Origin of the sequence: Desulfurivibrio alkaliphilus AHT 2 (assembly GCF_000092205.1) — a bacterium.
Lineage (GTDB): Bacteria > Desulfobacterota > Desulfobulbia > Desulfobulbales > Desulfurivibrionaceae > Desulfurivibrio > Desulfurivibrio alkaliphilus.
The window spans coordinates 2123328-2146150 of record NC_014216.1; the positions used below are offsets into that span (position 1 = coordinate 2123328).

Consider the following 22823-nt stretch of genomic DNA (forward strand, 5'->3'; position numbering starts at 1 on the left):
ACCGCCGAAGCGTGCCTTCAAAATTTGAACAGTTCGGTATGTGAATTTATCTTGCTTGGAATCTGCGTGAAACTGGGAGTTTCATTGATCACATCGCCTCCAAGCAGATAGATGCCGGGGAGCCTGGCAAAGAGAAAGATGTTGAAAAAGTCCGATATCTCTTGCAATTCCGGTTGACGGGTTGCGTCAAGGACGATTTCCCCTAGCTTTCTTTCATTAGCCGGAAAAAGTTGGGGTGTTGAGATTTCAACAGCCCATACGTACGACGGCATTACTTTCGCCAGGGCCAGGGGCAGTGCCTGGTCCTCCCTCTCACCTTCCCAGTCGGTTAACGACTGCAGGTGGTCCGTATACTCGGTCACCGATGCGGCTTGGGCGCGAAAGACAATTTGCTGTTTCATCGCCCATTGGATAAGGCGATTAATCCATTTGTTCCCTTTGCTCAGGGTCGAGAGTGCCGAATACAGGATATCCAAGGCGATGGCCTCGGCTTTCACTCCGCTATAGCGGATACCTGGTCGGAACAGCTCCACGACGTAATCCACCTTGTCGTGCTCGATATAGAGCCGGGGAATGCAGAAGTTGGGACCAAAGTTGTCATCATGACCGATGAAGCTGCTGGTCCAACTCTCGCTCGGCACATAGCCAGCGGTCTCCCCGATGCGAAAATAGGAAATCTCGGCATCCGGAACCCAGGTGTCCTTGTTGAAGGTATGGCCGTAAAAGGGAATAATGTGTTTTGCTTCGTATTGCAACTCCTGGCCAGTCAGGCGAAAACCGACCAGAGCGCCGCACCCTGATTCCAGGCCGGCGTAAGCATATTTCTGGTATGGTAGCTCACGGCGGCGATCATTTTGGTCCTGGCTATAATCGATATCGCTGTATTCAATGCCCAATCCAGCCAAGATCGCTCTGATTTGCGGCACACTCAGCCCCTGAGCAGGCTCAAAAGCTGGATTAACTTGTTCGGCCAGTTTATTGATCCGCCGGTAGGAGATGTCTCCTTCAAGCAAACATCTGGATATCAGGCTGCGCAGTGCCACCTGGGCGCACGCCTTGTTCAATCCATTTTGTTGGCAGTAAAGGATGCCGGTAATGATCAGTGACGTGGAACCAACCACCAGACGGTATTGGCCGGCGCGTGGAACACAGTTGTGCTCATGTGCATATTTGACGAATACAGCCTCGAAGACATGCCACTGGGCGATCGACCGAGACGGTACAGAGTCGAACTTGAGAATGGCGTAACCGACCAGATTTTCCTGATTGAGATGAGGGTGTGCTTTGGCCGACAATTCGACATTCCAGAACGAAAGTCGTAGCAGCCCGTCATTGCGATGGTCAGGATACCTGGCCAGAATGTCTTCATTTTCTTCAGTGATGATTCCTGCTACCGGAATAGTTTCAACAATAAGCGTCTGGCAGGAAAATGAGCGGGCCAAGGAAAAAAGGCGCCGGATGCTGTTGGTTTCGCCAAAACGTTTTTCGACGAAATCGAAGGACGAGAAAGGCGACTCCAACTGAAAATATTCCAGGTCGCTACTTGATACGCAGCGGTGGTCATCCAGCAACGTCATCAGCCGAAAGTCAACTCGCTCTCGGCCGCTTTGCGGTGGGCCTCATCAATCTTGTTGAGAAAATCCCGCACCTCCTTAGTATAACGCATCTTGACCTTCACGGTTTCCTGCGTTGTACCGAATTGAGAGGCGATTTCTTTTGCAAGATCAGCGTTTCCGAACGTGCCTTGCGTTTTCATTACGGGTTCCTCCTGAGTTGTGTAACGCCATCATTCTGTGTCAAAACACTATCCGAACCCGGCAACGATTGCAATGACAAAGCGTTGCTGGGCTAGCTTGAAAAACAGGAAAATTGTTCCTCCCGCAACGCTACTCCACGGTTACGCTTTTGGCCAGGTTGCGGGGCGTGCCTGGCCTGCTCCCTGCGTTCTCAAAAAACCTCGGCGTTGCAAAGCGGTACGCACTCCCGGTCTTTTGTGGAAAGCAGGGGGGGATCTTCATAGCCCCAGTCTATGCCTATATCCGGGTCGTTCCAGGCTATGCAGCGTTCGTGTTCGGGGGCGTAAAAGTCGGTGGTTTTGTAGAGGAACTCGGCGGTTGGCGTAAGGGTGAGGACGCCGTGGGCGAAACCTTCGGGTATCCATAACTGTCGCTTGTTGTCCGCCGAAAGCCGTTGGCCCACCCAGCGGCCGAAGGTGGGGGAGTTGTGGCGGATGTCCACCGCCACATCGAACACCTCGCCCTGCACCACCCGCACCAGCTTGCCCTGGGCCTTCGGCGGCAACTGATAGTGAAGGCCGCGCAACACGCCCTTTTGTGATTTCGAGTGGTTATCCTGCACAAAATTCGGCCGCAGGCCGGTGGCCGCCTGGAAAATCTTTTCGTTCTTCAGCCCCTGCCGCCTTTCAAGGGTGGCAATGTAATGCCCCGCTTCCAGCAATGATTCATGGGTGCCGGTATCCAGCCAGGCATAACCCCGGCCCATGATCTCCACGGCCAGACTGCCCTGTTCCAGGTAGAGCCGGTTAAGATCGGTAATCTCCAACTCGCCCCGGGGCGAAGGTTTATTCTGCCTGGCCAACTCCACCACCTGGTGGTCGTAAAAATAGAGCCCGGTCACGGCATACCTGGATTTCGGCCGCTGCGGCTTCTCTTCCAGCGACAGCACCTTGCCGTCGGCGTCGAACTCGGCCACCCCGTATCGTTGGGGGTCGTTAACGTGGTAGGCAAAAATGGTGGCCCCGTGCTCCCGCCGCATGGCATTGGCAAGCAGCACGTGCAGATCATGACCATAGAAGATGTTGTCCCCCAGCACCAAAGCCGCAGGCTCACCGGCAAGAAACTGCTCGCCGATAATAAATGCCTGGGCCAACCCCTCCGGGCTGGGTTGCACCGCGTATTGCAAATTGATCCCCCAGGCGCTGCCATCGCCGAGCAGTTGCTGAAAACGGGGCGTATCCTGGGGGGTGGAGATAATCAGAATATCGCGGATACCGGCGAACATCAGGGTCGATAGCGGGTAATAGATCATCGGCTTATCGAACACCGGCAGCAATTGTTTGGAAACAGACAGGGTCGCGGGGTGCAGCCGGGTGCCGGCCCCGCCGGCTAGAACAATACCTTTGCGGGTAATCATGATTCGATCAACTCCTTCAGGGTGCGTTGCACATGAAACTGCCAAGGTGGCATCACCAGGCCGAAGGCCGCCTCCAAACGGCGGCAATCAAGCCGGGAATTTTTCGGGCGCTTGGCCGGCAACGGATACGCTTCCGTCGGGATCGGCTCGATCTGCTCCGGCTTGACCAATAAAGGCCGGCCCAGGGCGGCAGCCTCGGCGACAATGAACCGGGCATAACCGTGCCACGAGGTCTCCCCGGCCGCCGTGCAATGGTAAAGACCGCCGCCGGCCTTGCCGCCAAGCATCAGCCGCAGGGCATGGGCGGTGATATCCGCCAGCAGCTCCGCCGAGGTTGGCGCCCCAACCTGATCGGCGATTACGCGCAACTGATCGCGCTCCCCGGCCAGGCGCAACATGGTTCTGAGAAAATTGCCGCCACGGGCGGCATAAACCCAGGTGGTGCGCAAAATCAGGTGTTCCACCCCGGATGCGATAATCGCCGCATCCCCCTCCAGCTTACTGCGACCGTAAACGGATTGGGGATCGGGCGCATCGCTTTCCAGGTAAGGCCCGGCTTTGTCGCCATTGTAAACATAGTCGGTTGAAAAATGGACCAGCGGTACCCCAATCGCCTTGGCCTCCGCCGCCATTGCCGCCGGGACCGCGGCATTAACCGCGTATGCCGTTTCGGCCTCGTCTTCGGCCTTATCCACGGCCGTATAGGCCCCGGCATTGACCACGGCAGCAGGTCGCCCGGCGGCGCGGATCGCCGCCCGCACCGCCTCCCGGTCGGACAGATCAACCTCCCGCCGGGTCAAGGCCAGCACCGGCCCCAAGACCGCCAAACTGCGTTGCAGCTCCCAGCCGACCTGGCCTTCAGCACCAAAAAGCAGCAAGGGCCGGTCCATCATGCCCGCTCCTGGTAATTGCGGTCCACCCATTCCCGGTAGGCGCCGCTGGTTACATTATCCACCCAGCCCTGGTGGTCGAGGTACCACTGCACGGTTTTGCGGATGCCGGTGGCAAAGCTTTCCGCCGGCTTCCAACCCAGCTCCCGCTCGATCTTGCCGGCATCAATGGCATAGCGCCGGTCGTGGCCGGGCCGATCGGGCACATGGGTCATCTGGGCCGAGTAAGAACGGCCGTCCGCCCGGGGCCGCAACTCGTCGAGCAGGGCGCAGATGGCTTCAACCACCTGGAGGTTGGTCAATTCATTATGGCCGCCAACGTTATAGACCTCCCCCACCCGGCCGGCCTGCAACACCCGGCGAATGGCCCGGCAATGATCGCCCACATAAAGCCAGTCTCGAACCTGAAGGCCATCGCCGTAAATGGGCAGGGGCTGGCCGGCCAGGGCATTGTGGATTACCAGGGGGATCAGCTTTTCCGGGAACTGATAGGGGCCGTAATTGTTGGAGCAATTGGTGGTCAGCACCGGCAGACCGTAGGTGTGGTGCCAGGCCCGAACCAGATGATCACTGGCCGCCTTGCTGGCCGAGTAGGGGCTGTTGGGCTGGTAGGGGTGATTTTCGGTGAAGGGCGGCTCGGCCGGAGCCAAGGAACCGTAAACCTCATCGGTGGAGATATGCAGAAACCGAAACTCCCCTCTCCCCACGGGAGAGGGGCCGGGGGTGAGGGGCAGCCCGCCCCAATAGTCCCGCACCACCTCCAGAAGGCGGGAGGTACCGGCCACATTGGTTTCAATAAAAGCCGCCGGGCCATGAATGGAACGATCAACATGGGATTCCGCGGCAAAGTTGATCACCGCCCGGGGCCGGTGCCGGGCCAGCAGCCCGGCAACCAGTTCCGCATCCCCGATATCTCCATGCACAAACCGGTACCGGGGATCATCAGCAACCCCGGCCAGGTTCTCCCGGTTGCCGGCATAGGTAAGCTTGTCGAGGTTGAGGACTGGTTCGCCCTCTTCCGCCAGCCAGTCCAGAATGAAATTGGCACCGATGAAGCCGGCGCCGCCGGTTACCAGTATCAAAATCCTGCCCCCCCTGATTAACCCCCGTAATATTCCCGGTACCAGGCGGTAAAACGACCAATGCCCTCCTGCACCGTGGTGCCGGGCTGGTAGTTGAAATCGCGCACCAAGTCGGTTACATCGGCAAAGGTGTCCGGCACGTCGCCGGGTTGTAGGGGGAGAAACTCTTTTTGGGCCGTCTTACCCAGGGCCTTTTCCAGGGTCTCGACGTACTCCATCAGCTCCACCTGCCGGTTGTTGCCGATGTTGTACACCCGCCAGGGCGCAGTGCTGCTGCCGGGATCGGGGTTGTCGCCGGACCACTCCGGGTTGGGAGCCGCCGGCCGGTCCAGCACCCGCACCACTCCTTCGATGATGTCGTCGATAAAGGTAAAATCCCGCCGGTGCTTGCCGTAGTTGAAGATTTTGATCGGCTCACCGGCCATGATCGCCCGGGTGAACTTGGCCAAAGCCATGTCCGGCCGGTCCCAGGGGCCGTAAACCGTAAAAAAGCGCAGACCTGCGGATTTTCAATGGAATAGCGCACCCCGGCTTGGGCCGCCAGGTTCACCACCCGCCGGGGCTGGTGCACGGCAAAAACCTCTGCCACCGCCGCCTTATCGGCCAGGTCGATGCGGCAATGGGTGTAGCCGGGATGATCGGCATGGCGGGCCAGCCGAGCCTCCTTGAGCGACGGGTCGTAGTAGTCGTTGTGATTGTCGATTCCCACCACTTGGTCCCCGCGGGCCAGCAACCGCAAAGACAGGGCGGAACCGATGAAGCCGGCGGCGCCGGTGATCAGCACTTTCATTTTATAGCTCCCTGCAACCGTCCAACCCCAATGTAGGTAAACCCCGCCTCCCGCATCATGACCGGCTCGTAAACATTACGCAGGTCGATAAACAGCGGCTGGGCCATCAACTCCCGCAATCGTTGCAGGTCCAAGGCCCGGTACTGGTTCCATTCGGTCATCAGGATCAGGGCGTCGGCGCCGGTGGCGACGGCATAGGGGTCGTCCAGGTAGCGGCATTCCGGCATTATTTTGGCGGCCTCGCGCATCCCCTGGGGGTCGTGTACTTGCAGCGCCGCCCCCTTCTCCGACAGGGCGGGCAGAATGGTTAATGCCGGCGCCTCGCGCAGGTCATCGGTTTCCGGCTTGAAGGTCAGCCCCAGCACGCCGATGGTTTTGCCGGCCTCGCTGCCGCCCAGGGCGTCGCGGATTTTCTTGATCATTCGCCCCTTCTGGGCCGCGTTCACCTCCACCGCCGCCTCAACCAGGCGGCTGGTGCTGCCGTGTTCCTGGGCGATACGCAATAACGCCAAGGTATCCTTGGGAAAACAGGAGCCGCCGTAGCCGGGGCCGGGATGAAGAAACTTGCCGCCGATCCGGCCATCCAGCCCCACCGCCTTGGCCAGGGGCTTGACGTCGGCCCCCACCGCCTCGCAGAGATTGGCCATTTCATTGATAAAGCTGATCTTCACAGCCAAAAAGGCGTTGGCGGCATACTTGATCAACTCGGCGGTTTCCAGGGTGGTTTCGACAATGGGAGTGCCGTTAAGATACAGGGGGTTGTAAATCTCCCGCATCACATCAAATGCCCGCTGACTGCCGCTGCCCACCACCACCCGATCCGGACGCATGAAATCGCTGATTGCCGCCCCTTCCCGCAGAAACTCCGGGTTGGAAACCATATCGAAAACCGCCCGGGGGTTGGCCTTGGCAATCAACCGCTGCACCTGGCGGGCGGTACCGACCGGCACCGTGCTTTTGTCGATGACCACCGTATAGTCCTGAACCAGATTGGCGGCAATTTCCTCCGCCGCCTGGTAAACATAGCTTAAATCGGCATAACCGTTGCCCCGCCGCACACTGGGGGTGCCCACGGCAACAAAAATCGCCCGGGCATCGGCCATGGCTTCGGCCAGGTCGGTGGTGAAGGAAAGCCGACCCTGCTCCACATTCCTGGCCACCAGATCATCCAGGCCCGGCTCGTAAATGGGAATACTACCCTGGCGCAAAAAGTCGATCCGCTCCGCCAGCTTGTCCATGCAAACCACCCGGTGGCCGAATTCCGCCAGACAAGCACCGCTGACCAGGCCGACGTAGCCGGTACCTACTACTGCTATTTTCATATCTACCCCTGATAGTTACCTGTTTTCAGTTTACCTTTAAATCAACAAGTTAGTGCCTCAAGCAAACGGCTGCTTCAGGCCCGCCCGTACCGGTCTTCAATGCGGACAATATCATCTTCGCCCAGGTAGGAGCCGGATTGCACCTCGATCAGCTCCAGGGGGATGGCGCCGGGGTTTTCCAGGCTGTGGACCTGGCCCAGGGGGATGAAGGTGGATTCGTTCTCGCTGACCAGATAGCTCTCGTCACCTTTGGTCACCTTGGCCGTACCTGAAACTACGATCCAGTGTTCGGCCCGGTGGTGGTGCATTTGCAGCGACAGCCGGGCACCGGGTTTCACTTTAATCCTTTTCACCTGGTAACGGCCGCCGATATCGATGCTGTCGTACGAACCCCAGGGGCGGAACACCTCGCGGTGGGTGATGTGCTCGCCACGCTCGGCGGTGGCCAGGGCCTCCACCAGAGCCTTCACCTCCTGAGCCCGCCGGCGGTCGGCCACCATTACCGCGTCCTTGGTTTCCACCACCACCAGATCACGCACCCCGAAGGTGGCCAGCAGGCGGCTTTGGGCCATCAGCAGGCAATCGCGGGTGTCGCGGGCAAGCACATCGCCGTCGCAGACATTGCCCTGCCCGTCGCGGGGCGCCGTCTCCCACAGAGCGGACCAGGAACCAAGATCGCACCAGCCCGCGTCCAACGGCACCAGGGCCGCCTCCTCGGTCTTTTCCATCACCGCGTAATCGATGGAATCGGCGGGGCAAGCCAAAAAATCCTCCCTGCTTACCCGGATGAAATGCAGATCGTGCATTTTGCCGGCCAGTGCCGCCCGGCAGGCCGCCACCATTGCCGGCTGAAACAGTTCCAACTCGGCCAGGTAACGACCGGCCCGGAACATGAACATGCCGCTGTTCCAGTAATAATCGCCGGCAGCCAGGTAATCCTCGGCGGTGGCGGCATCGGGTTTTTCCACGAAACGGCGCACGGCAAAACCGGCGCCGGTCAACTCCTCACCCCGCTGAATATAACCGTAACCGGTTTCCGGCGACTGGGGCACAATGCCGAAGGTAACCAGCTTGCCCGCCTCGGCCAAGGCCAGCCCCTGTCGCACCCCGGCCTGAAAGGCGGCCACATCGCCGATCCGGTGATCAGCCGCCAGCACCAGCAACACCGGGTCGTCGCCCTCTTCCAGCAAATGCAGGGCCGCCAGGGCAATGGCCGGGGCGGTATTGCGCCCCTCCGGCTCCAGCAGAATGGGCACCTCCTCCAACCCCAGTTGGCGCAACTGTTCGGCAGCCAAAAAGCGGTGCTCCTCGTTGCACAGCAACAAGGGCTTGTCCACCGGCAGCCCTGCCAGTCGCCGAACCGTGGCCTGCAACATGGTCAGTTCATCACCGAAGTTGTGAAACTGTTTGGGATAAAGCTTGCGCGAAAGCGGCCATAAACGGGTACCGGAGCCTCCGGCCATAATCACGGGAATCAGCATTATTACACCTCACGATTGTCAACGCTAACCCGGACCACGGTAAACCTACGTTTTATCGGTAAGCAGCTGTATCACTTTTCCGCACACGTAAGCTTCCCCGTCAAGTAGACAGTTGAAAAATAGAGTTCCCAGCGTTCTTTGACAAATACTCCGCTGGCGTCAAATCAGCCAGGGAATCATGTGGCCGTTGTTCGTTGTACTCGATCATCCACCAGTAGGTGGCCTCCCTGACCTCGCCGAGGTTACGGAACAGATAAAGATCTAGCAGTTCATTCCGGAAGGTCCGGTTAAAGCGTTCAATATAGGCGTTCTGGTTGGGTTCTCCGGGTTGAATATACTGAATTATCATCCCGGTAGCTTCTGCCCAGGCGACGAATTCGCCGCTTAAAAACTCTGGACCGTTATCGACCCGCAAAATATCCGGCAAGCCCCGTTCCAGGCGAAGGCGTTCAAAAACCCTGATCAAACGCTTGCCGGTAATTGAAGTGTCAATTTCGATATGGACTGCCTCACGGTTGAAATCGTCAATCACGTTAAAGGTGCGAAACCGTTTGCCGGCGTGAAGCATATCGCTCATAAAGTCAGCCGACCAAACCTGGTCGGGGCGCGGCGGCACCAGCAGAGGCCGTTTGATTCTTTGTGGCAGCCGCTTCTTGGCCCGGCGCTGCTGGTTCAGTTTAAGCTCGCAGTAAACGCGGTAAACCCGTTTGTGATTCCAGCCATGACCATTGCGCCGCAGGGCCTTGTAGGTTTTCCAAAATCCCCAGCGTGGATGGCGGTCGATCATTGTATTAATGGCGTCAATAACCTTGGCATCTCGGTCCCGGCCTTGCGAGGCTCGGTAATAGGCCGCCCGGGATAAACCGATACAGCGGCAACTTTGTTGCACGGAAAGCCGGTGCTCGGCCACCAGATAGGTTACTGCTTCGCGTTTCTCTGGCGGCCCTAAAGCTTTTTTTCAATCAGATCACGCAGGGCCTGGTTTTCCAAGGCCATATCGGCATACATGCGCTTGAGCTGCGAGAGCTCTCGCTCCGTTTCTTTCAAGCGCTTCAAGTCGGAGGCATTCATACCGCCGTACTTGGATTTCCAGTTGTAGTAGGTGGCGTCGGAGATGCCGTGCTTGCGGCAAATCTCTTTAACCGGGATGCCGGCATCGGCCTCCTTGAGAATCCCGATGATTTGGGTTTCGCTGAAACGTGATTTTTTCATAAGAGCCTCCTGACAGTATTTTGCCAGAAAACTCTATTTTTGGCATGTCTACATTTTGGGGAAGCTTACGCACAGGTCTCGATAGTCTCCTGGTCCGTCCGTAAAAGCAGGTCCGGGTTTTGCGGCACCTCACCGGCGTCGAGAAACAGGCGTACCATCTCGGAAATGCGCCTAAGGTTCTCCGCCCGACCCTCGGGGGAAACGCTCAGATCGCGACAAAGCCCCTGGCGCACGTTGTCGCCATCAAAAACATAGGTAAGCCTGCCGCTTTCATGCAGCTTCTCTTCCACCAAGTGGGCAATGGTGGATTTGCCGGAACAGGAAAGCCCGGTAAACCACAACACAACACTTTTCTGCCCCAGCAAAAGTTCCCTTTTGGCGCGATTAACCGCCCCGCGAAAGGCAATGGTGTTGGTATTATCCATTATCACTAAGACTTCTTACCATGGATAAGCGGAACGACGGTGCCGCCGGTTGACCACGGCCACTTTTGCGCCCATGCCCAGGCATGCTCCACGATGGTTTCCAGTTCGGCGTAACAAGGTTGCCAGCCTAGCACTTGCAGATCAGTGACCGATTCGTCCACCTGGATAAACGAGGCGAAATGCAGCACAGCATCGAAACGGTGTCTAGAAAACAGGGCCGACAAAACATTTGCATCGGCCACATCCAGTTCGGCAACCGCAAGAGAACCAGACACCACCGAATCACGAAAGCCGGTGGAAAAATTAGAAACTTTAAAAATAAAGGGCTTCCCAAAGGGACACGGCCGCACTATTCGCCTGTCCCTCCGCTAGGTTATCAGTGTTACTAAATGGGCCTGAAATGCCTTTGGGCAAGCGCCTGAATCGGCCAGCCGCAGAATTGCGTGATTCTGCCTTCATCTAGTCCGAAATTCTGAATGTTTTTGCGAATTTCCTCGAAATAGATTTTCTGGTAACTCACCGTAGTGATAAATAGCTTGTTGTAGCCAACAGCAAACGGGGCAACTCTGGCACTCTGGCGATGGAAATACAGGGTGATACCCTCAAGGACTCCCAGCCATGAGTTATTAGGGAAATCGTCCAGGATAATGATGCCACCCGGCTGCAGACGTTCTGCAGCAAATTCCATATCGAACATCACATGCTGAACGGTATGACCGCCATCCACAGAAATAAGCGAGTAGTTGCGGTCATTGAGATGCGTCATTCGCATGTTGAAGGAGTCTTCCTTCTCTACGACCACTCTGCCCGGCAGGCGGCAGTATTTAGAAATGTTGGCCATGAAGCGCTGCAGGTTCCCAAGGCCCGACTTGTCGATATTGAACATTTGTATATCGAACACATCTATTGCTACGGCTTCCTTGTCATCGGGTGTTACTCTTTCAATGGGGATGAAGAATTTGCCTTCATGCACACCGATTTCCAGAGAATGCTCCCACTTGTGATCATGCTGTTTCATGATAGTGACGCAACAGTCCAACGCTTTCGGGATGTTGGCACCAAGCCAGCCGTTCACCTCCTTGTAACCGTTTTCCAGATAAATTCTTGCTTCTTTGGATTCTGCAGTTTGATCCATAATCAACTCCCTGAAGTACTTTCAAATTCTACATTACAGCCAGGCACATGACGGTCATGACTCCAGTTTATGGAAAACTGCCCTCCTGGAAAGCTGCGTCCACACACTGGTGCCTCGATAGTGATGCTACCAACCCCAATATCGACCGCCACATCTGCGGAATCTCCGAACCTAGCCACCATGACTTGCGGACAGTTTATAACAAGGTTTCTGCACAACATATTGCTTTCTTCACACTTGCCGTCCAGACTGGTTACCAGCGCCCTACTTTGATCCTCTAGGGCAAATTTTACCGGATCAAATGGTGGGCTCGCAGTTTGCCGTTCCTGCTCTGCTGATCCATGGAAAGTCATGGTCATGGACTTCCCTGCATTCCTGACAATCAGCCTGTCAGGCGATAATGACACAAGAGCAGCTTCCGGCGGCAAATGGTACCTGCTCTGTATCGGTACAGCTGCCTCGTTGCCCAATGGTATATCTGCGCAGAATACTATGGCTGAACCTAATTGGCCGAACACCCGCAGCCACCAGCATTGCGCTTCCATGAAAGCTATACTTACTACCTGAACTTTCGGACTTGACCTAACTGGCCGTTAAAATGTTTTTATTTCTGCCATTTCCCGCTGGGGATAACAACATATGACAAGCTGTATCCATCAATACATTGATGATTCTTCGCACGGCATCTTCGGTGAGCTCACCGAGTTGCCGTATTTTGTCCAGGGCCAGGGTCATGATGCGCTGGAGCGCTTCGAGCAGGGTGATGTCCTGCATCTCCTCGGCACAGGCGTAGAAGAGGGAGCCCAAAGCCCGCTCATCGTTGTCCATCCGCTGCTGGAAGGAGAGGAAGCAGTAACGGATCATGACTATGGTGGCATGGGCGATCAGTCCGTCGAAATTCCGCATCTGCACCTCCTTTTCCAGGTTGAGGTAGTGCTTGACCACTTTGAACATCACCTCGATATCCCACCGTTTACCGTAGGTCTGAACGATCTCCTCCTCGCCGAGTTCCAGATCGGTGGACAACAGGGCCAGCCAGTTTTTGGTGCTGCGATGCCGGACGAAGACAATTTTGGCCGGCAAGCCACATGTCAGCTCCACCGTGGTGCTGGCCAGGATTTTGGCCCGCCCCGGTCGTTTGTGCAGGTTCCGGTAGATTTCCCCCACTCGCCGGGAAACACCCTGATGCCGGAAACGGATATTGGGCATGTCCTTCAGCATGCAGATCACTGGCCTATGCCGGTGCAGTTTCCTGATGATCGAGGGAAAGGCGAACCAACTGTCCATCAGGATGTAACCGAAGTCGATGCCGCTTGCCATGATCCGCTTGATCATACCATCCAGCAGATCGGTGGACTTGGTCACCGCCTCTTGCCGGCGCCGGGCAGCGCAACAACGCCGGTCAAGTCGTCTTTTCTCACCCCACAAACGTTTCTCCGGTTCACGCGAAGAAAGCAAGGCAAAGTCCACCGGCAAGGTGTTGTAACCATCCGACCAGGCCATGGTCAGCAGCTTGAAGCCCCTGGTAAACCGTTTACGGCAGTTGTCACGCACCCTGGCCAGCAACTCCACCTTGCGGGCATGGGGCCGTTCGTAGGTGCTGTCGTCGATGATCAGCACCTTCCGTTTTGGCTCCTCGGTCAGCAGGGAGAAAACGGTGGCGATTTTGGCCGCCAGTTGCAGCAGCAGCCGGCGCCAGTTGTAGTTGGCCCCCTGCAGGAGGTCATAGGCGGCGTCCTTGCCAAAGCCCTGCTCCCGTTCCACGATTCCGCGAAAGAAGTTCTCCTGGTTGAAGGCCAGCATGAAGATGGACTTCAGCAGCCGAACCGGCGAAGCGCCCCGCAGCTTACGGATACCCGCCCGGTTGAGCAGGGTGCCGAGGGAGAAGTTGTCAAAGAACTGATCGACTTTGCTGTTCAGTTGCCTTACTGCTTGCTGTTCTTGGCTGCCCGTGATATTTTGCATTCACGCCTCTTCTTTTTGATTTTATTGAGTTTTTGGCAATTCCCAATATATCAAAAAGCAAGGGGCGTTTCACGTTTTATTTAGTTAAATCAGGGCTTTGAGTTTATTTTTTTCTCAAGTCCGAAAGTTCAGTTACTACAATACCGAACCCAGGGCCCTGAAGTATTTGACCCACCGTATTCTGGTATTTACACGGATGCGAAAAGATCAGAGTATTGTGGGCCAACTGGGTCTGGAAGTAATGATACCTGAGAGGATTGCGGTATTTGAACGGGCCACCGCTGTCGGTAAAAAAGGGAGTGCCGCCCAGAAAGGTCACGAATGACCCGCCATCAATATGACCATGTGGCCCAACCTTGTCTTTGGCTAGGAATATGGAAAGCAACCCAGTGTCGTTCTCATCTAGGTCCCGGAATACAAAGTAGCCATCCCTCCTGAAGTCAGTAAGGTACTGCAGATTTCCCCTTTCCTGGCTCTGTCCGATCAGGAATGCGGTTTCATCATCCAGATAAGGATCCTCCATGAAGGCACGGTAATATTTTTCATTGACAAACATGTTGTATTTCGTGTCGCCAATCGGAGGCACGAGCCCCTTTCGGGGCATGACCAGCCAAAGAAAACGATTCATCTTCTTCAGCAGGCCCACCATGTCCATATCGATCTCTATACCGTTGGCATTGAGAAAGTCGTAATGGTTTCTCACACGTTCCATCCAGAATACATGGTAAAAGCAAGCGTGTTCCTTGCTGGTGCCATCCTTAAGCGTAACAGATGCATCAACGTGCTCCAGAAAAGTCCGGCGGGCCTTGTTGATGTAACTTTCCCCTATTAGAGTTTCCCTGAAAAAATTAAGCGCAATATCAAGCAAACCCTCAATCTGGAAGATGGTATGATTGCTGAGCAACCATTTACCTGAATCCATAAAGGCAATAATTTTTTCTGCGTGCATCTGCATCACGCGCAAGTAACGGTCACGCTCTACAGCGTCCAGCAAAGGTTCCAGAAAACTTGCATATACAAGGCTGAGATAGGACGAACGGTAGGACGCAGCATGGTCATCCCAGACATCGGGTGAATCGGCGGTTTGTGGCTGTTCCAGAAAATCGAAATAACTGAGTACCATTTCCCTGAGCCTATCCACCTGAGCCTGGAAAAACTCAGGTGCATGATCCTCGGTCGTCAGGCCATGATAGACAGTACCCAGAAAATACAAACTGTGGAAATACAGCTTCCAGGTAGGATCACTGGCGGGATCCATATCCCATTGAAAAGGCACCTGTAGAAGAGTCAAGGGAAAGTTGCCACGCACGAAGACCTTACTGTGGACACGGTATTCCTGCCAAAGGGCAGGCTTTGCCACAACTTCCAGTTCAGGGGCCCGCAGGTAGACATTGGCATTACTGGCACTCTGGACAAAAAAAGGAGTATTCACAGTGGCAATCCTGCAACCACGTTGTACCACGAAAACCTATCCTTGTAGGGGCCATACACTTCCTTAGATGAACCAGGGTAAAGAAAAGCAGTCATTGACTCCACCATCTTGCTCATGCACTCCCCCATGTGCCCATAATCATCGAACAACATCCCAACATCATCGCCAATAATCTCGGGTAGTATCCCATCTTTGGGTGCAATAACTGGGCATGAGAACGTGATGCTAAGCATTGCCGCTCCTGACGTTACAATCCGTCTATATGGTAAGACGCAGACGTCAGCAGCATTGAAATAGTACTGAACGTCATCTTCTTCAATAAAGCCTGGCTTAAAAATTATATTGGCAGATTGCGCCTCCCTTTCGAGAGCGTCGGCAGCGTTTGAGTCCATAACTCGGCCCGCGATAAGTAAAGTCGTGTTTAGGTGGCCCTTCGCAACCTTTTTGTATTCCTTAAGCAGAGGCTCCACGCCTTTATAACCTCTGATGTTTCCAAAAAACAAAAAGACAAATGAATCGGAATTTATTCCCAGCGCCTCCCGGGCATCTGCCCTACTTACTGTATTGGCATAATAGCCTTCATAGGTCCCATGTGGCACTATCACGATCATTTGGGGCGGAATTCCTAGCTCAGTTATAAGCTTTTCCTTCGCCATTACCCCGTGCGCAAGTGCGATATCAACGTGCTCCATGATCTTTTTGCGAAGCATGAGCTCGGTTTTGTAGAACTTAGTGTCGTGCGAAATGATGTTGTGGGCGGTATAGATAATACCATATCCGAGTGATTTCGCGTATGATAGGTGCTCAAGGAGCTGATCAGCACCATCCGCTCGCTCGGCATCAATGAACGCATGCAGCCAATGCAGATGAATATATTCGAATTTTTCTCGCTCTCTTTCAAGTAGTTCTTTGCACAACGCCTCTCTCGCGAACCCGGCCACGCGCACGCCAAACCTCTCTGCGACCGCTCCATAAAACAGTTTTTGGTATGGATTATTCGAAATCCATGCCGGAAAGAACATTATCCCGTTTTTTTTACCTGGTATATAAAATTTACGCTCTAACCGTCTGTCCAGTTGCTTTTTTCTCTCTAAGTCTTTTTTGGCTTCAAAAAATCGAAGAACCTCCTCTTCTTCCTTGGATCTGACCTCTAGAAACTCTTTGTAAAGCCACCATTTATTTTGGCGAACACAGAATTCTTTTACAAGTTCTTCGTCAACCAACCTCAGTTGTTCTTTGACGCGGGCAAATAACCCAGAGAAATGCTCTTTTGAAATTATTTTCAGTGTATATAAGAAAGAACTAACCATCTTGATATCCACCAGCCTTTTATAGCTTGTGGGAACAGCGTTTTCCAGAATCCATTCTTGAACGGCAGCGTAGGCGCTAAACTCAAAATCACAGTTTGAGTTTTTGCGATGCAAGTTGGTTACGGATGACTCGCTCTCTCTTCTGTAATGGTATGCGATGAGATCATTGTCAAAATCGATTCTTTGCGCATAATAGTAAGCCTTGAATATAAAAGGTACATCAACAGCCGCTTTTGTTTCCCCTAGCTGAATCAAAGCAGCTTTCAAAAGCTTACTGCTATAAACCTTGTCCCAAATCATGAAGCTATCATGATACTTGTACCTTTCCGATTTCGGGTCATTAAAGCCGTTATTGGTATACTTGCGTTCTTCAACGATCCCAGTTGGCAAATGATTTTTGAAGCCTCCTGAGAAGACTATGTCTGAGTAGTTGCTTAGTGCTTTTTTCATCAAAGCTCCGAAGAAGCCGGAATCAACCCAGTCATCACTGTCAACGAAGCCTATATATGCTCCTTTTGCCTCTTCAATTGCCTGATTCCTCGGTGTACCAGGATTGCCGCTTGGCTTATGGTTGACAATAACTTTTATGCGGGGATCCTGCTCATAAAGACATTGGATGATTGCGCCAGAGTTGTCGGTTGAGCCATCGTTAACAACGATCAATTCGAAATCACCAAAGGTTTGATTAAGTATGCTTGATAAGCACTGCTCAAGGTATTGTCCTGAGTTGTAGACGGGAACGATGATACTCAACTTGGGACCAACCCAATTTTCAATGTGATTCTTATTATAATACAACAAAAGGCTGTTTAGAATTTTGCTCTCTGGTCTATGAGAAAGCGCTTTGTATAGCTCCCGATGCGCCTCGCTATGGTTGCCAGCTTTGTTAAGCGCAAGTACCAGATTTTGCCAGTACAGATCAGAGGCCCCTCCTTCTTGGACCGCCTTTCTATACATGTTGATCGCTTTCCAATATTCCTTGTTCGAAAAATGACTATTTGCCAAGGAGAAACAGGTTCTTGGTTTCCTAACCACAGGGAAGTCTGTGGCTTTAAAAAAGTTATTCCCCTCTTTCAGACTCATACCAACCTCGATCATATCAATAATGCCAAGACGTCAGGCCATTGATAGCCAGACTACAATTTTTTGTTTATTCAGATAACTACAGCTGCGCCACAAATACCGTGTTCACCACACACCGAATAAAAACACCACCACTCCCCATATTTTTTCGCCATCACAAACGGATCGCGCAATTGATGCACTCCTACAGCCGCCCCATGCTCCGAAGGTGCAACCGGATAAGCGATTCCCTCATAGCCCTCACTTGGCCTGATCACCTCCACCGGCTCTGTCGGTCGCCAATGCAGCCAATCCTCGCGCATATCGACACTGGCCATCAGAATGCGCTCTGGCGCATCGCCCACCCTCGAATAAAAGATCCGCAGCCAATGGCCCTCCACCAACACGGCGGCATGCCGCATATTTTTCAGGAAGTTACCTCGCAGCTCAAAGGGTCCATCGGGGTGCGGCCCCCGGTACAGCTCGCCCCAGCCTTCGTTGTTGTTCTTGGCTAATGCGTACCAATGGTCTTGCCACTGCCAGACACGGAAGTAGAACTTGCCGAGCAGGTCAGGCATGGCTCTGAAATGAATACCGTCTTCCGAATAGGCAAACCCAGTCCGTTGGCCCGACCTGGCTTTTGCCGGGCCGTAAAAATACACAACATCTTCAAACAAGTTCAGTAATTGGGCACTGAAACGCAGGTTGCAAAAAAAGTAGCTACGCCATACTTTGTCATCTGGCATACTTTTGCGAAATTTGGTCCTGAACCACGATAATCGCAACTGCCACCGGTTGATCACTGCTCCCAATTCTTCAGCTTAATCCTCATTCTGTAATTCTCAAGCGTCAGCTTATAAGGGTTGGCTGCCGCAAATTTGCTGCTCATATAGGCAGCATTAAACCGACGTAACAGCGGGGAATCTTCAATCCACTCGTTTTTCTGCTCATAAATTTTGAAGATTCTATACCCTCGTTCTTGCAAAAATGCATCTATGTCGCCAAAATAGGTTTGTTGCTTGCCATCTTTATTCAAACCAATTTCAACATAAATGACATCAACTAGCTGTTTAGCTAGCAGCGAATCTGCGCTACTGAGTACATCCAATTCTTCACCTTCCACATCAAGCTTCATGAGGTTAACCCGGCCATCGGTGAATACGCTGGAAAGGTCATCCAATCGCTTGCATTCTGCCTCAAAAATGCCGCTACCCTCCTTAGCCTCAAGATCAACACCCAACCTTTTCGTCATGGACTTTGCTGCCAAAAATCTTGCCGTACTCAGAACATTGCTAATGCCCACCTGGTATGTATGGCAAGATGAAACCCCTGATTTTTTCGCTACTTCTACCAACTGTTTATAACTCTCAGGGTTAGGTTCTATAAGATGAGCCTCGCGTATACGCACTTTTTTTGTAGATAGAATTTTTCGAAAGACCTCTCCGATATATGCCCCGATATCCAAATAGGTGATATGCCTGTCGTAGAAAAACGGCGTGATGTCTTCAATAAAATCATCGATGTTCGCGTCACTACTGAATTTATGCCCACCATTCGTAGATTTTTCTTTATCAGGTGTGGTTATAGCCGGTTGCGGGCGGGCGGAGCAGGCAACAGCATTTTCGGCCTTGTGGTCTTTTGTTTTGCTTGGCTCACCGGTGGTGGGGTTGATAGCCGATTGCCCAGCTTGGCCCTGGCCGACGGGGGTGGTTGTGGTGGAATGCGGTTGGTCGGTGCGGGTGCTGACGGAATGGCGGCCGGTGGCGTTTTTCGGCAGCAGCGGGTGGTGGAAGACCAGTTCCGGCAGTTGCAGTTGTTCCACCTGCTGCATGATCCGCGCCTGGGTCAGCAACCGGGCTTCGGCGCCGGGGGTGCCGGTGGTGAGTGATTGTTCGAAATGGCGCAGGGACTGGTCGCGGCGGCCGGCCACGGCGGCGGCCCGGCCCAGGCTGTTGTGGACCCCGGCGATCAGGATGCGGCTGATCAGTTCCTTGCCGCAGCCCCAGTCCCGGGCCAGGCGGACGAAACGGTGGGCTTCGGCGGTGGTGCCGCATTGCAGGTGGCCGGCGGCGGCCAGCAGGGCCAGCTTGGCCCGGTCGGGATGGTGTTGCAGGCGGTCGCGGTTGATTTGGGCCAGGCTTTGCCAGTCGCCGAACTGCCACTGGGTGCGGGAGCGTTCCAGCAGGGTTTCGTCGTAGGGCACCATTTCGGCGGGGGAGTGGTGGGTGGTGGAAACAACGGCGGATTGTCCGGCCGGCCTGGCTTGCATACCGGCCTTGGCGGCTTTGGCGGTCTTCTTGCCCGGGTCCTTCTTCCGGCCCCGCTTCTTGCCGGGTTTATCCTTCCTTTTCCTGCTCGCCTTGGCCAAGTTTCTGAAGCTCTCGCTATAGGGTGTAAAAGAGGGTAATTATCGGCGCATACTCAACAGCAAAAGCGCACTCTAGCAAAAACGGCGGCATTTGCAACCACGAAATTCAGCCACCGGCCTGGCGCGGCTGCCGGGGGTGTCTTGATGTTGCGAGAAAGCTCGCGAATTTTCGAGGAGGATGGTGGCCAGCATGTAAAGGCCTTTTTCGGTGAAGGCTTTGGGCAACACCCTGGTTTTGACTAATTTTGCGGTGGAAAATTTCCACCGCAAAATTTCCAGCTCTTGCGGCTGATCAGTTCCTCGCCGCAGCCCCAGTCCCGGGCCAGGCGGACGAAACGGTGGGCTTCGGCGGTGGTGCCGTATTGCAGGTGGCCGGCGGCGGCCGGCAGGGCCGGCTTGGCGCGGTCGGGATGGTGTTGCAGGTGGTCGCGATTGATTTGGGCCAGGCTTTGCCGGGCGCCGAACTGCCACTGGAACTGCCACTGGGTGCGGGTGGGATCACTGTTTTTCCTGTTGCACTCTCTCATATAACCAAACTTTGATCAGCGCTCCACGATCCACTCCCATCTCTTCCCGTATGACATCTATGTCGTTTACCAGGGACTCGGCCACATCCAGCGTGATACGCACTTTTTTCCCGTGACGGATGATCTTGGCGCGAGGCATGTCGATGAGTTCATGGATATCCTCACCCTCATCGAAACGCCGATCCAATTCCTCGCTGCTTTGGACAATTTTCTTAGCCTTCATACAACTCGACCTCTCTCTTTCTCGCTCGGCGAACGGAAATAATCCGCACCGAATCGCCGCGCATGGTATAAACCATTGCCCAGATCTTTCCGTGAAGCCGCCCGAGCAATATCCACCGATCTTCCACTGGGTACGGTGCCTGTATCTCTATACGAGACTCATCCCGCCATAGCCTTTGGGCTGTCTCAAAATCGATCCCATGCTTCTCTTGGTTCGACACGCTCTTGCCAGCATCCCACTCAAATTTCATAACTATAGTGTATATATTTTGACCAGATTTTCAAACAGGAATTCGCAGGGGCGCGGTGAGCTTCGGCGGTGGTGCCGCATTGCAGGTGGCCGGGGGCGGCCGGCAGGGCCGGCTTGGCGCGGTCGGGATGGTGTTGCAGGCGGTCGCGGTTGATTTGGGCCAGGCTTTGCCAGTCGCCGAACTGCCACTGGGTGCGGGAGCGTTCCAGCAGGGTTTCGTCGTAGGGCACCATTTTTTTCCTGCTCGCCTTGGCCAAATTAAGAACCTATGCAGCAAGAATGCGAAACTCTGTCGCCCTGGCAATCGGACGCACACGCCGCTTTTCTCGCCGCATTTCAACAAGGCCATAGCGGGACATGGTTTTGAGAGTGCGAGACAGGTTGCCGGTCTTGCGGCCGGTCGCGGCCGCCAGCGCGGAAATGGAGTCCGGGTGCAGCTCGGAAATCACTTTCAGCAGTGCTCGATTGTCATCGCTCAAGACTTCCGCCAGCGACTTCATCGAAGTAAACCATACCTTGGGCTCGCCGAGTCCCGGCTTATATTCGCCGCGGGCGATGGCCAGCATCCTGGCGCGAATCTTCTCCTGAGGCATTATGCCAATCACCAGCCTTTTCATCGCTTCAACTCCTCTGCCAACACTCGATCCACATCAGCAAAAAAATCCGACAACAACTGATAGGGATCTTCAAATTCATACGGTACGCCTATTTTCCTGCTCGCCTTGGCCAAGTTTTCCGCTCTCGCAATAGGGTAACATAAGGGTAATTATCGGCACATACTCAACAGCAACGGGCAGTCTAGCAAAAACGGCGGCATTTGCAACCACGGAATTCAGCCTGCGGCTTGGCGCGGCGGCCGGGGCTGCCGGGGCGCCTCTTATTGTTACCCTTATTTTTACCCTTACTGGTGATAATTAATTACCCTTATTGGCTGCTTCCGGTTTCATCCAAACAGCTCCCGGCCCGCGTCCTTTACATGCAATCTTCCCTTTCTCCTGCTGTTCGCGCAGAACATGGCGGATCATATCGCGGCTTACTCCCGGGCAAGCCCGCTCCAGTTCGCTGATGGCAAATGATCCTGGGGGTCCGGCCGTCAATTGCTCGATACCGCTTATTACCAGGGAACGCTTTTCCCCGCGTGGCGCCCTGATCTCCCCTACCCTATCCACCAGATCCTGGTAGGCGGCTTTCATAACCGAAAGCACAAAGTTGATGTATGACCAGGGGTCATGCTCGCCCTGGTGCCAACCCTGCGAACTTTGTTCCAGCGTTTCGTAGTAGCGGTCTTTGCGCTGCTCCACCAGGCGCTCCAGGCTGATATACCGCCCCACCTCATAACCCAAATGGTAACTCTGAAGCGCCCACAGCAGGCGGGAAACCCGGCCGTTGCCGTCACGGAAGGGGTGAATACAAAGAAAGTCCAGGTTGAATGCCGCCAGGGCAATAACCGGGGGCACCCATCGCTCCTCCAGGCATCGTTCCCAGTCTGCAACCAAAGCGGCCATCGCGCCGGCGGTTTGAGCGGCGGTCACAGTGCGAAACCGTACGCGTTCCCGGCCGTCCGGATAGCGTTCGATTATATCACTGTCTTTGTTCTTGTATTGACCTGCATCCCAGATCCGGCCACGAATCGATGCATGGAAGCGCCGAATGGTTTCTTCCGATATCGGCAACGCTGCGGCCTGGCGGTGAATCAGTTTCAAGGCGTCACGATATCCCCGAACCTCTTCCTCATCCCGGTCGCGGAACAAAGGGCGTGGCGAAGCCAGAACGGCCCTGACCCGAGCCGGATCAATACTGACCCCCTCGATCCGGCTGGACGACACGGCACTTTCGATGATCGCGTGTTCACGCAAAGCCTTCAGGCGTTGAGGAGATTGCCTGGTGTAAAGCTCCTGCTTCCCCCGAAACTCGCCGAGATCGCCCAGGTACCAGGCAGTACCGGCCTCAATGGCGAAACGGCCGGTGGCAAACAAACGGAGCGTGGAAGTTGTGGAAGTTATTGAATCGGACACCGATGATACCCTGCGTAAGAAGGTTTAGGTAGAAGTCGAAAATTTCGACTTCAAAGCGGACGAAACGGTGGGCTTCGGCGGTGGTGCCGCATTGCAGGTAGCCGGCGGCGGCCGGCAGGGCCGGCTTGGCGCGGCTGCCGGGGGTGCCTCTGTCGCCAAGGGTATGAGATAGCCACAGGCTT

General features: G+C 54.6%; 19 protein-coding genes and 4 pseudogenes. All 23 read right to left on the bottom strand.

Going from position 1 to position 22823, the window contains the following annotated elements:
- Positions 1-17: 17 nt before the first annotated feature.
- The 23 genes and pseudogenes from DAAHT2_RS09285 to DAAHT2_RS09400 all read right to left on the bottom strand — a co-directional run bounded on the left by DAAHT2_RS09285 (position 18) and on the right by DAAHT2_RS09400 (position 22641).
- Positions 18-1577, bottom strand: a complete 1560-nt coding sequence (locus DAAHT2_RS09285) for a hypothetical protein (protein ID WP_013164032.1) — start codon at positions 1575-1577, stop codon at positions 18-20.
- Positions 1578-1947: 370 nt separating this feature from the next.
- On the bottom strand, positions 1948-2409 hold the full coding sequence (gene rfbC / locus DAAHT2_RS15095) for a dTDP-4-dehydrorhamnose 3,5-epimerase (RefSeq protein ID WP_280983134.1): 462 nt from the start codon (positions 2407-2409) through the stop codon (positions 1948-1950).
- A pseudogene (gene rfbA, locus DAAHT2_RS15100) lies at positions 2404-3153 on the bottom strand (glucose-1-phosphate thymidylyltransferase RfbA); the annotation flags it as partial. The gene rfbC and the pseudogene rfbA, both read right to left, overlap by 6 nt.
- Positions 3150-4046, bottom strand: a complete 897-nt coding sequence (gene rfbD / locus DAAHT2_RS09300) for a dTDP-4-dehydrorhamnose reductase (RefSeq protein WP_013164035.1) — start codon at positions 4044-4046, stop codon at positions 3150-3152. The pseudogene rfbA and the gene rfbD, both read right to left, overlap by 4 nt.
- A complete protein-coding gene (rfbB, locus tag DAAHT2_RS09305; protein ID WP_157861570.1) occupies positions 4043-5128 on the bottom strand; it encodes a dTDP-glucose 4,6-dehydratase in 1086 nt (361 codons plus the stop codon). Before rfbB ends, rfbD begins: the two co-directional genes overlap by 4 nt.
- Positions 5129-5142: 14 nt before the next feature.
- Positions 5143-5915: pseudogene (locus tag DAAHT2_RS15335) on the bottom strand (NAD-dependent epimerase/dehydratase family protein).
- A complete protein-coding gene (locus tag DAAHT2_RS09315) occupies positions 5912-7237 on the bottom strand; it encodes a UDP-glucose dehydrogenase family protein (protein ID WP_013164037.1) in 1326 nt (441 codons plus the stop codon). Before DAAHT2_RS09315 ends, DAAHT2_RS15335 begins: the two are co-directional and overlap by 4 nt.
- A gap of 74 nt (positions 7238-7311) precedes the next feature.
- Positions 7312-8718: a mannose-1-phosphate guanylyltransferase/mannose-6-phosphate isomerase gene (locus tag DAAHT2_RS09320; RefSeq protein WP_013164038.1), complete on the bottom strand. Its 1407-nt coding sequence runs from the start codon at positions 8716-8718 to the stop codon at positions 7312-7314.
- Positions 8719-8818: 100 nt separating this feature from the next.
- Positions 8819-9930 (bottom strand): IS3 family transposase gene (locus DAAHT2_RS09325; protein ID WP_157861458.1). Its coding sequence is split into 2 segments (ribosomal slippage): positions 8819-9669 and positions 9669-9930, totalling 1113 coding nucleotides; the frame shifts between segments, so codons are not numbered across the junction.
- 65 nt (positions 9931-9995) lie between these two features.
- On the bottom strand, positions 9996-10355 hold the full coding sequence (locus DAAHT2_RS09335; RefSeq protein ID WP_013164041.1) for an adenylyl-sulfate kinase: 360 nt from the start codon (positions 10353-10355) through the stop codon (positions 9996-9998).
- A 143-nt stretch (positions 10356-10498) separates the two neighbouring features.
- Positions 10499-10609 (bottom strand): annotated as a pseudogene (locus tag DAAHT2_RS15405) (UDP-glucose 4-epimerase GalE); the annotation flags it as partial.
- 131 nt (positions 10610-10740) lie between these two features.
- Positions 10741-11490, bottom strand: a complete 750-nt coding sequence (locus DAAHT2_RS13950) for a class I SAM-dependent methyltransferase (RefSeq protein ID WP_013164043.1) — start codon at positions 11488-11490, stop codon at positions 10741-10743.
- 582 nt (positions 11491-12072) lie between these two features.
- Positions 12073-13455 (bottom strand): IS4 family transposase, encoded by a 1383-nt coding sequence (locus DAAHT2_RS09350; protein ID WP_013164045.1) that lies wholly within the window; start codon positions 13453-13455, stop codon positions 12073-12075.
- 103 nt (positions 13456-13558) lie between these two features.
- Positions 13559-14887, bottom strand: coding sequence for a heparinase II/III domain-containing protein (locus DAAHT2_RS09355; RefSeq protein ID WP_013164046.1), 1329 nt, complete (start codon positions 14885-14887; stop codon positions 13559-13561).
- Positions 14884-17280 (bottom strand): glycosyltransferase, encoded by a 2397-nt coding sequence (locus tag DAAHT2_RS09360; RefSeq protein WP_013164047.1) that lies wholly within the window; start codon positions 17278-17280, stop codon positions 14884-14886. Before DAAHT2_RS09360 ends, DAAHT2_RS09355 begins: the two co-directional genes overlap by 4 nt.
- A gap of 71 nt (positions 17281-17351) precedes the next feature.
- Positions 17352-18005, bottom strand: a complete 654-nt coding sequence (locus DAAHT2_RS09365) for a hypothetical protein (protein ID WP_049824391.1) — start codon at positions 18003-18005, stop codon at positions 17352-17354.
- A gap of 53 nt (positions 18006-18058) precedes the next feature.
- Positions 18059-19627: an FkbM family methyltransferase gene (locus DAAHT2_RS09370; RefSeq protein WP_013164049.1), complete on the bottom strand. Its 1569-nt coding sequence runs from the start codon at positions 19625-19627 to the stop codon at positions 18059-18061.
- 174 nt (positions 19628-19801) lie between these two features.
- Positions 19802-19942: pseudogene (locus DAAHT2_RS15340) on the bottom strand (ORF6N domain-containing protein); the annotation flags it as partial.
- 183 nt (positions 19943-20125) lie between these two features.
- Positions 20126-20377: a type II toxin-antitoxin system BrnA family antitoxin gene (gene brnA / locus DAAHT2_RS09380; protein ID WP_013164051.1), complete on the bottom strand. Its 252-nt coding sequence runs from the start codon at positions 20375-20377 to the stop codon at positions 20126-20128.
- On the bottom strand, positions 20367-20627 hold the full coding sequence (locus DAAHT2_RS15345) for a BrnT family toxin (RefSeq protein WP_013164052.1): 261 nt from the start codon (positions 20625-20627) through the stop codon (positions 20367-20369). Before DAAHT2_RS15345 ends, brnA begins: the two co-directional genes overlap by 11 nt.
- The gene (locus tag DAAHT2_RS09390; RefSeq protein WP_013164053.1) at positions 20617-20859 is read right to left on the bottom strand and encodes a hypothetical protein; all 243 of its coding nucleotides are present in this window, start codon (positions 20857-20859) and stop codon (positions 20617-20619) included. Before DAAHT2_RS09390 ends, DAAHT2_RS15345 begins: the two co-directional genes overlap by 11 nt.
- A gap of 33 nt (positions 20860-20892) precedes the next feature.
- Positions 20893-21243, bottom strand: coding sequence for an HVO_A0114 family putative DNA-binding protein (locus tag DAAHT2_RS09395; RefSeq protein ID WP_013164054.1), 351 nt, complete (start codon positions 21241-21243; stop codon positions 20893-20895).
- A gap of 297 nt (positions 21244-21540) precedes the next feature.
- Entirely contained in the window at positions 21541-22641 is a 1101-nt protein-coding gene (locus tag DAAHT2_RS09400; RefSeq protein WP_013164055.1) for a Fic family protein, read from the bottom strand.
- Between the last annotated feature and the right edge of the window lie 182 nt (positions 22642-22823).

What these genes read in the sequence shown, in the direction of transcription:
- DAAHT2_RS09285 (WP_013164032.1), bottom strand. Translation starts at nt 1,577, where the DNA reads ATGACGTTGCTGGATGACCACCGCTGCGTATCAAGTAGCGACCTGGAA.
- rfbD (WP_013164035.1), bottom strand. Translation starts at nt 4,046, where the DNA reads ATGATGGACCGGCCCTTGCTGCTTTTTGGTGCTGAAGGCCAGGTCGGC.
- DAAHT2_RS09315 (WP_013164037.1), bottom strand. Translation starts at nt 7,237, where the DNA reads ATGAAAATAGCAGTAGTAGGTACCGGCTACGTCGGCCTGGTCAGCGGT.
- DAAHT2_RS09320 (WP_013164038.1), bottom strand. Translation starts at nt 8,718, where the DNA reads ATGCTGATTCCCGTGATTATGGCCGGAGGCTCCGGTACCCGTTTATGG.
- DAAHT2_RS09335 (WP_013164041.1), bottom strand. Translation starts at nt 10,355, where the DNA reads ATGGATAATACCAACACCATTGCCTTTCGCGGGGCGGTTAATCGCGCC.
- DAAHT2_RS13950 (WP_013164043.1), bottom strand. Translation starts at nt 11,490, where the DNA reads ATGGATCAAACTGCAGAATCCAAAGAAGCAAGAATTTATCTGGAAAAC.
- DAAHT2_RS09350 (WP_013164045.1), bottom strand. Translation starts at nt 13,455, where the DNA reads ATGCAAAATATCACGGGCAGCCAAGAACAGCAAGCAGTAAGGCAACTG.
- DAAHT2_RS09360 (WP_013164047.1), bottom strand. Translation starts at nt 17,280, where the DNA reads ATGAGTCTGAAAGAGGGGAATAACTTTTTTAAAGCCACAGACTTCCCT.
- DAAHT2_RS09365 (WP_049824391.1), bottom strand. Translation starts at nt 18,005, where the DNA reads ATGCCAGATGACAAAGTATGGCGTAGCTACTTTTTTTGCAACCTGCGT.
- brnA (WP_013164051.1), bottom strand. Translation starts at nt 20,377, where the DNA reads ATGAAGGCTAAGAAAATTGTCCAAAGCAGCGAGGAATTGGATCGGCGT.
- DAAHT2_RS15345 (WP_013164052.1), bottom strand. Translation starts at nt 20,627, where the DNA reads ATGAAATTTGAGTGGGATGCTGGCAAGAGCGTGTCGAACCAAGAGAAG.
- DAAHT2_RS09390 (WP_013164053.1), bottom strand. Translation starts at nt 20,859, where the DNA reads ATGGTGCCCTACGACGAAACCCTGCTGGAACGCTCCCGCACCCAGTGG.
- DAAHT2_RS09395 (WP_013164054.1), bottom strand. Translation starts at nt 21,243, where the DNA reads ATGAAAAGGCTGGTGATTGGCATAATGCCTCAGGAGAAGATTCGCGCC.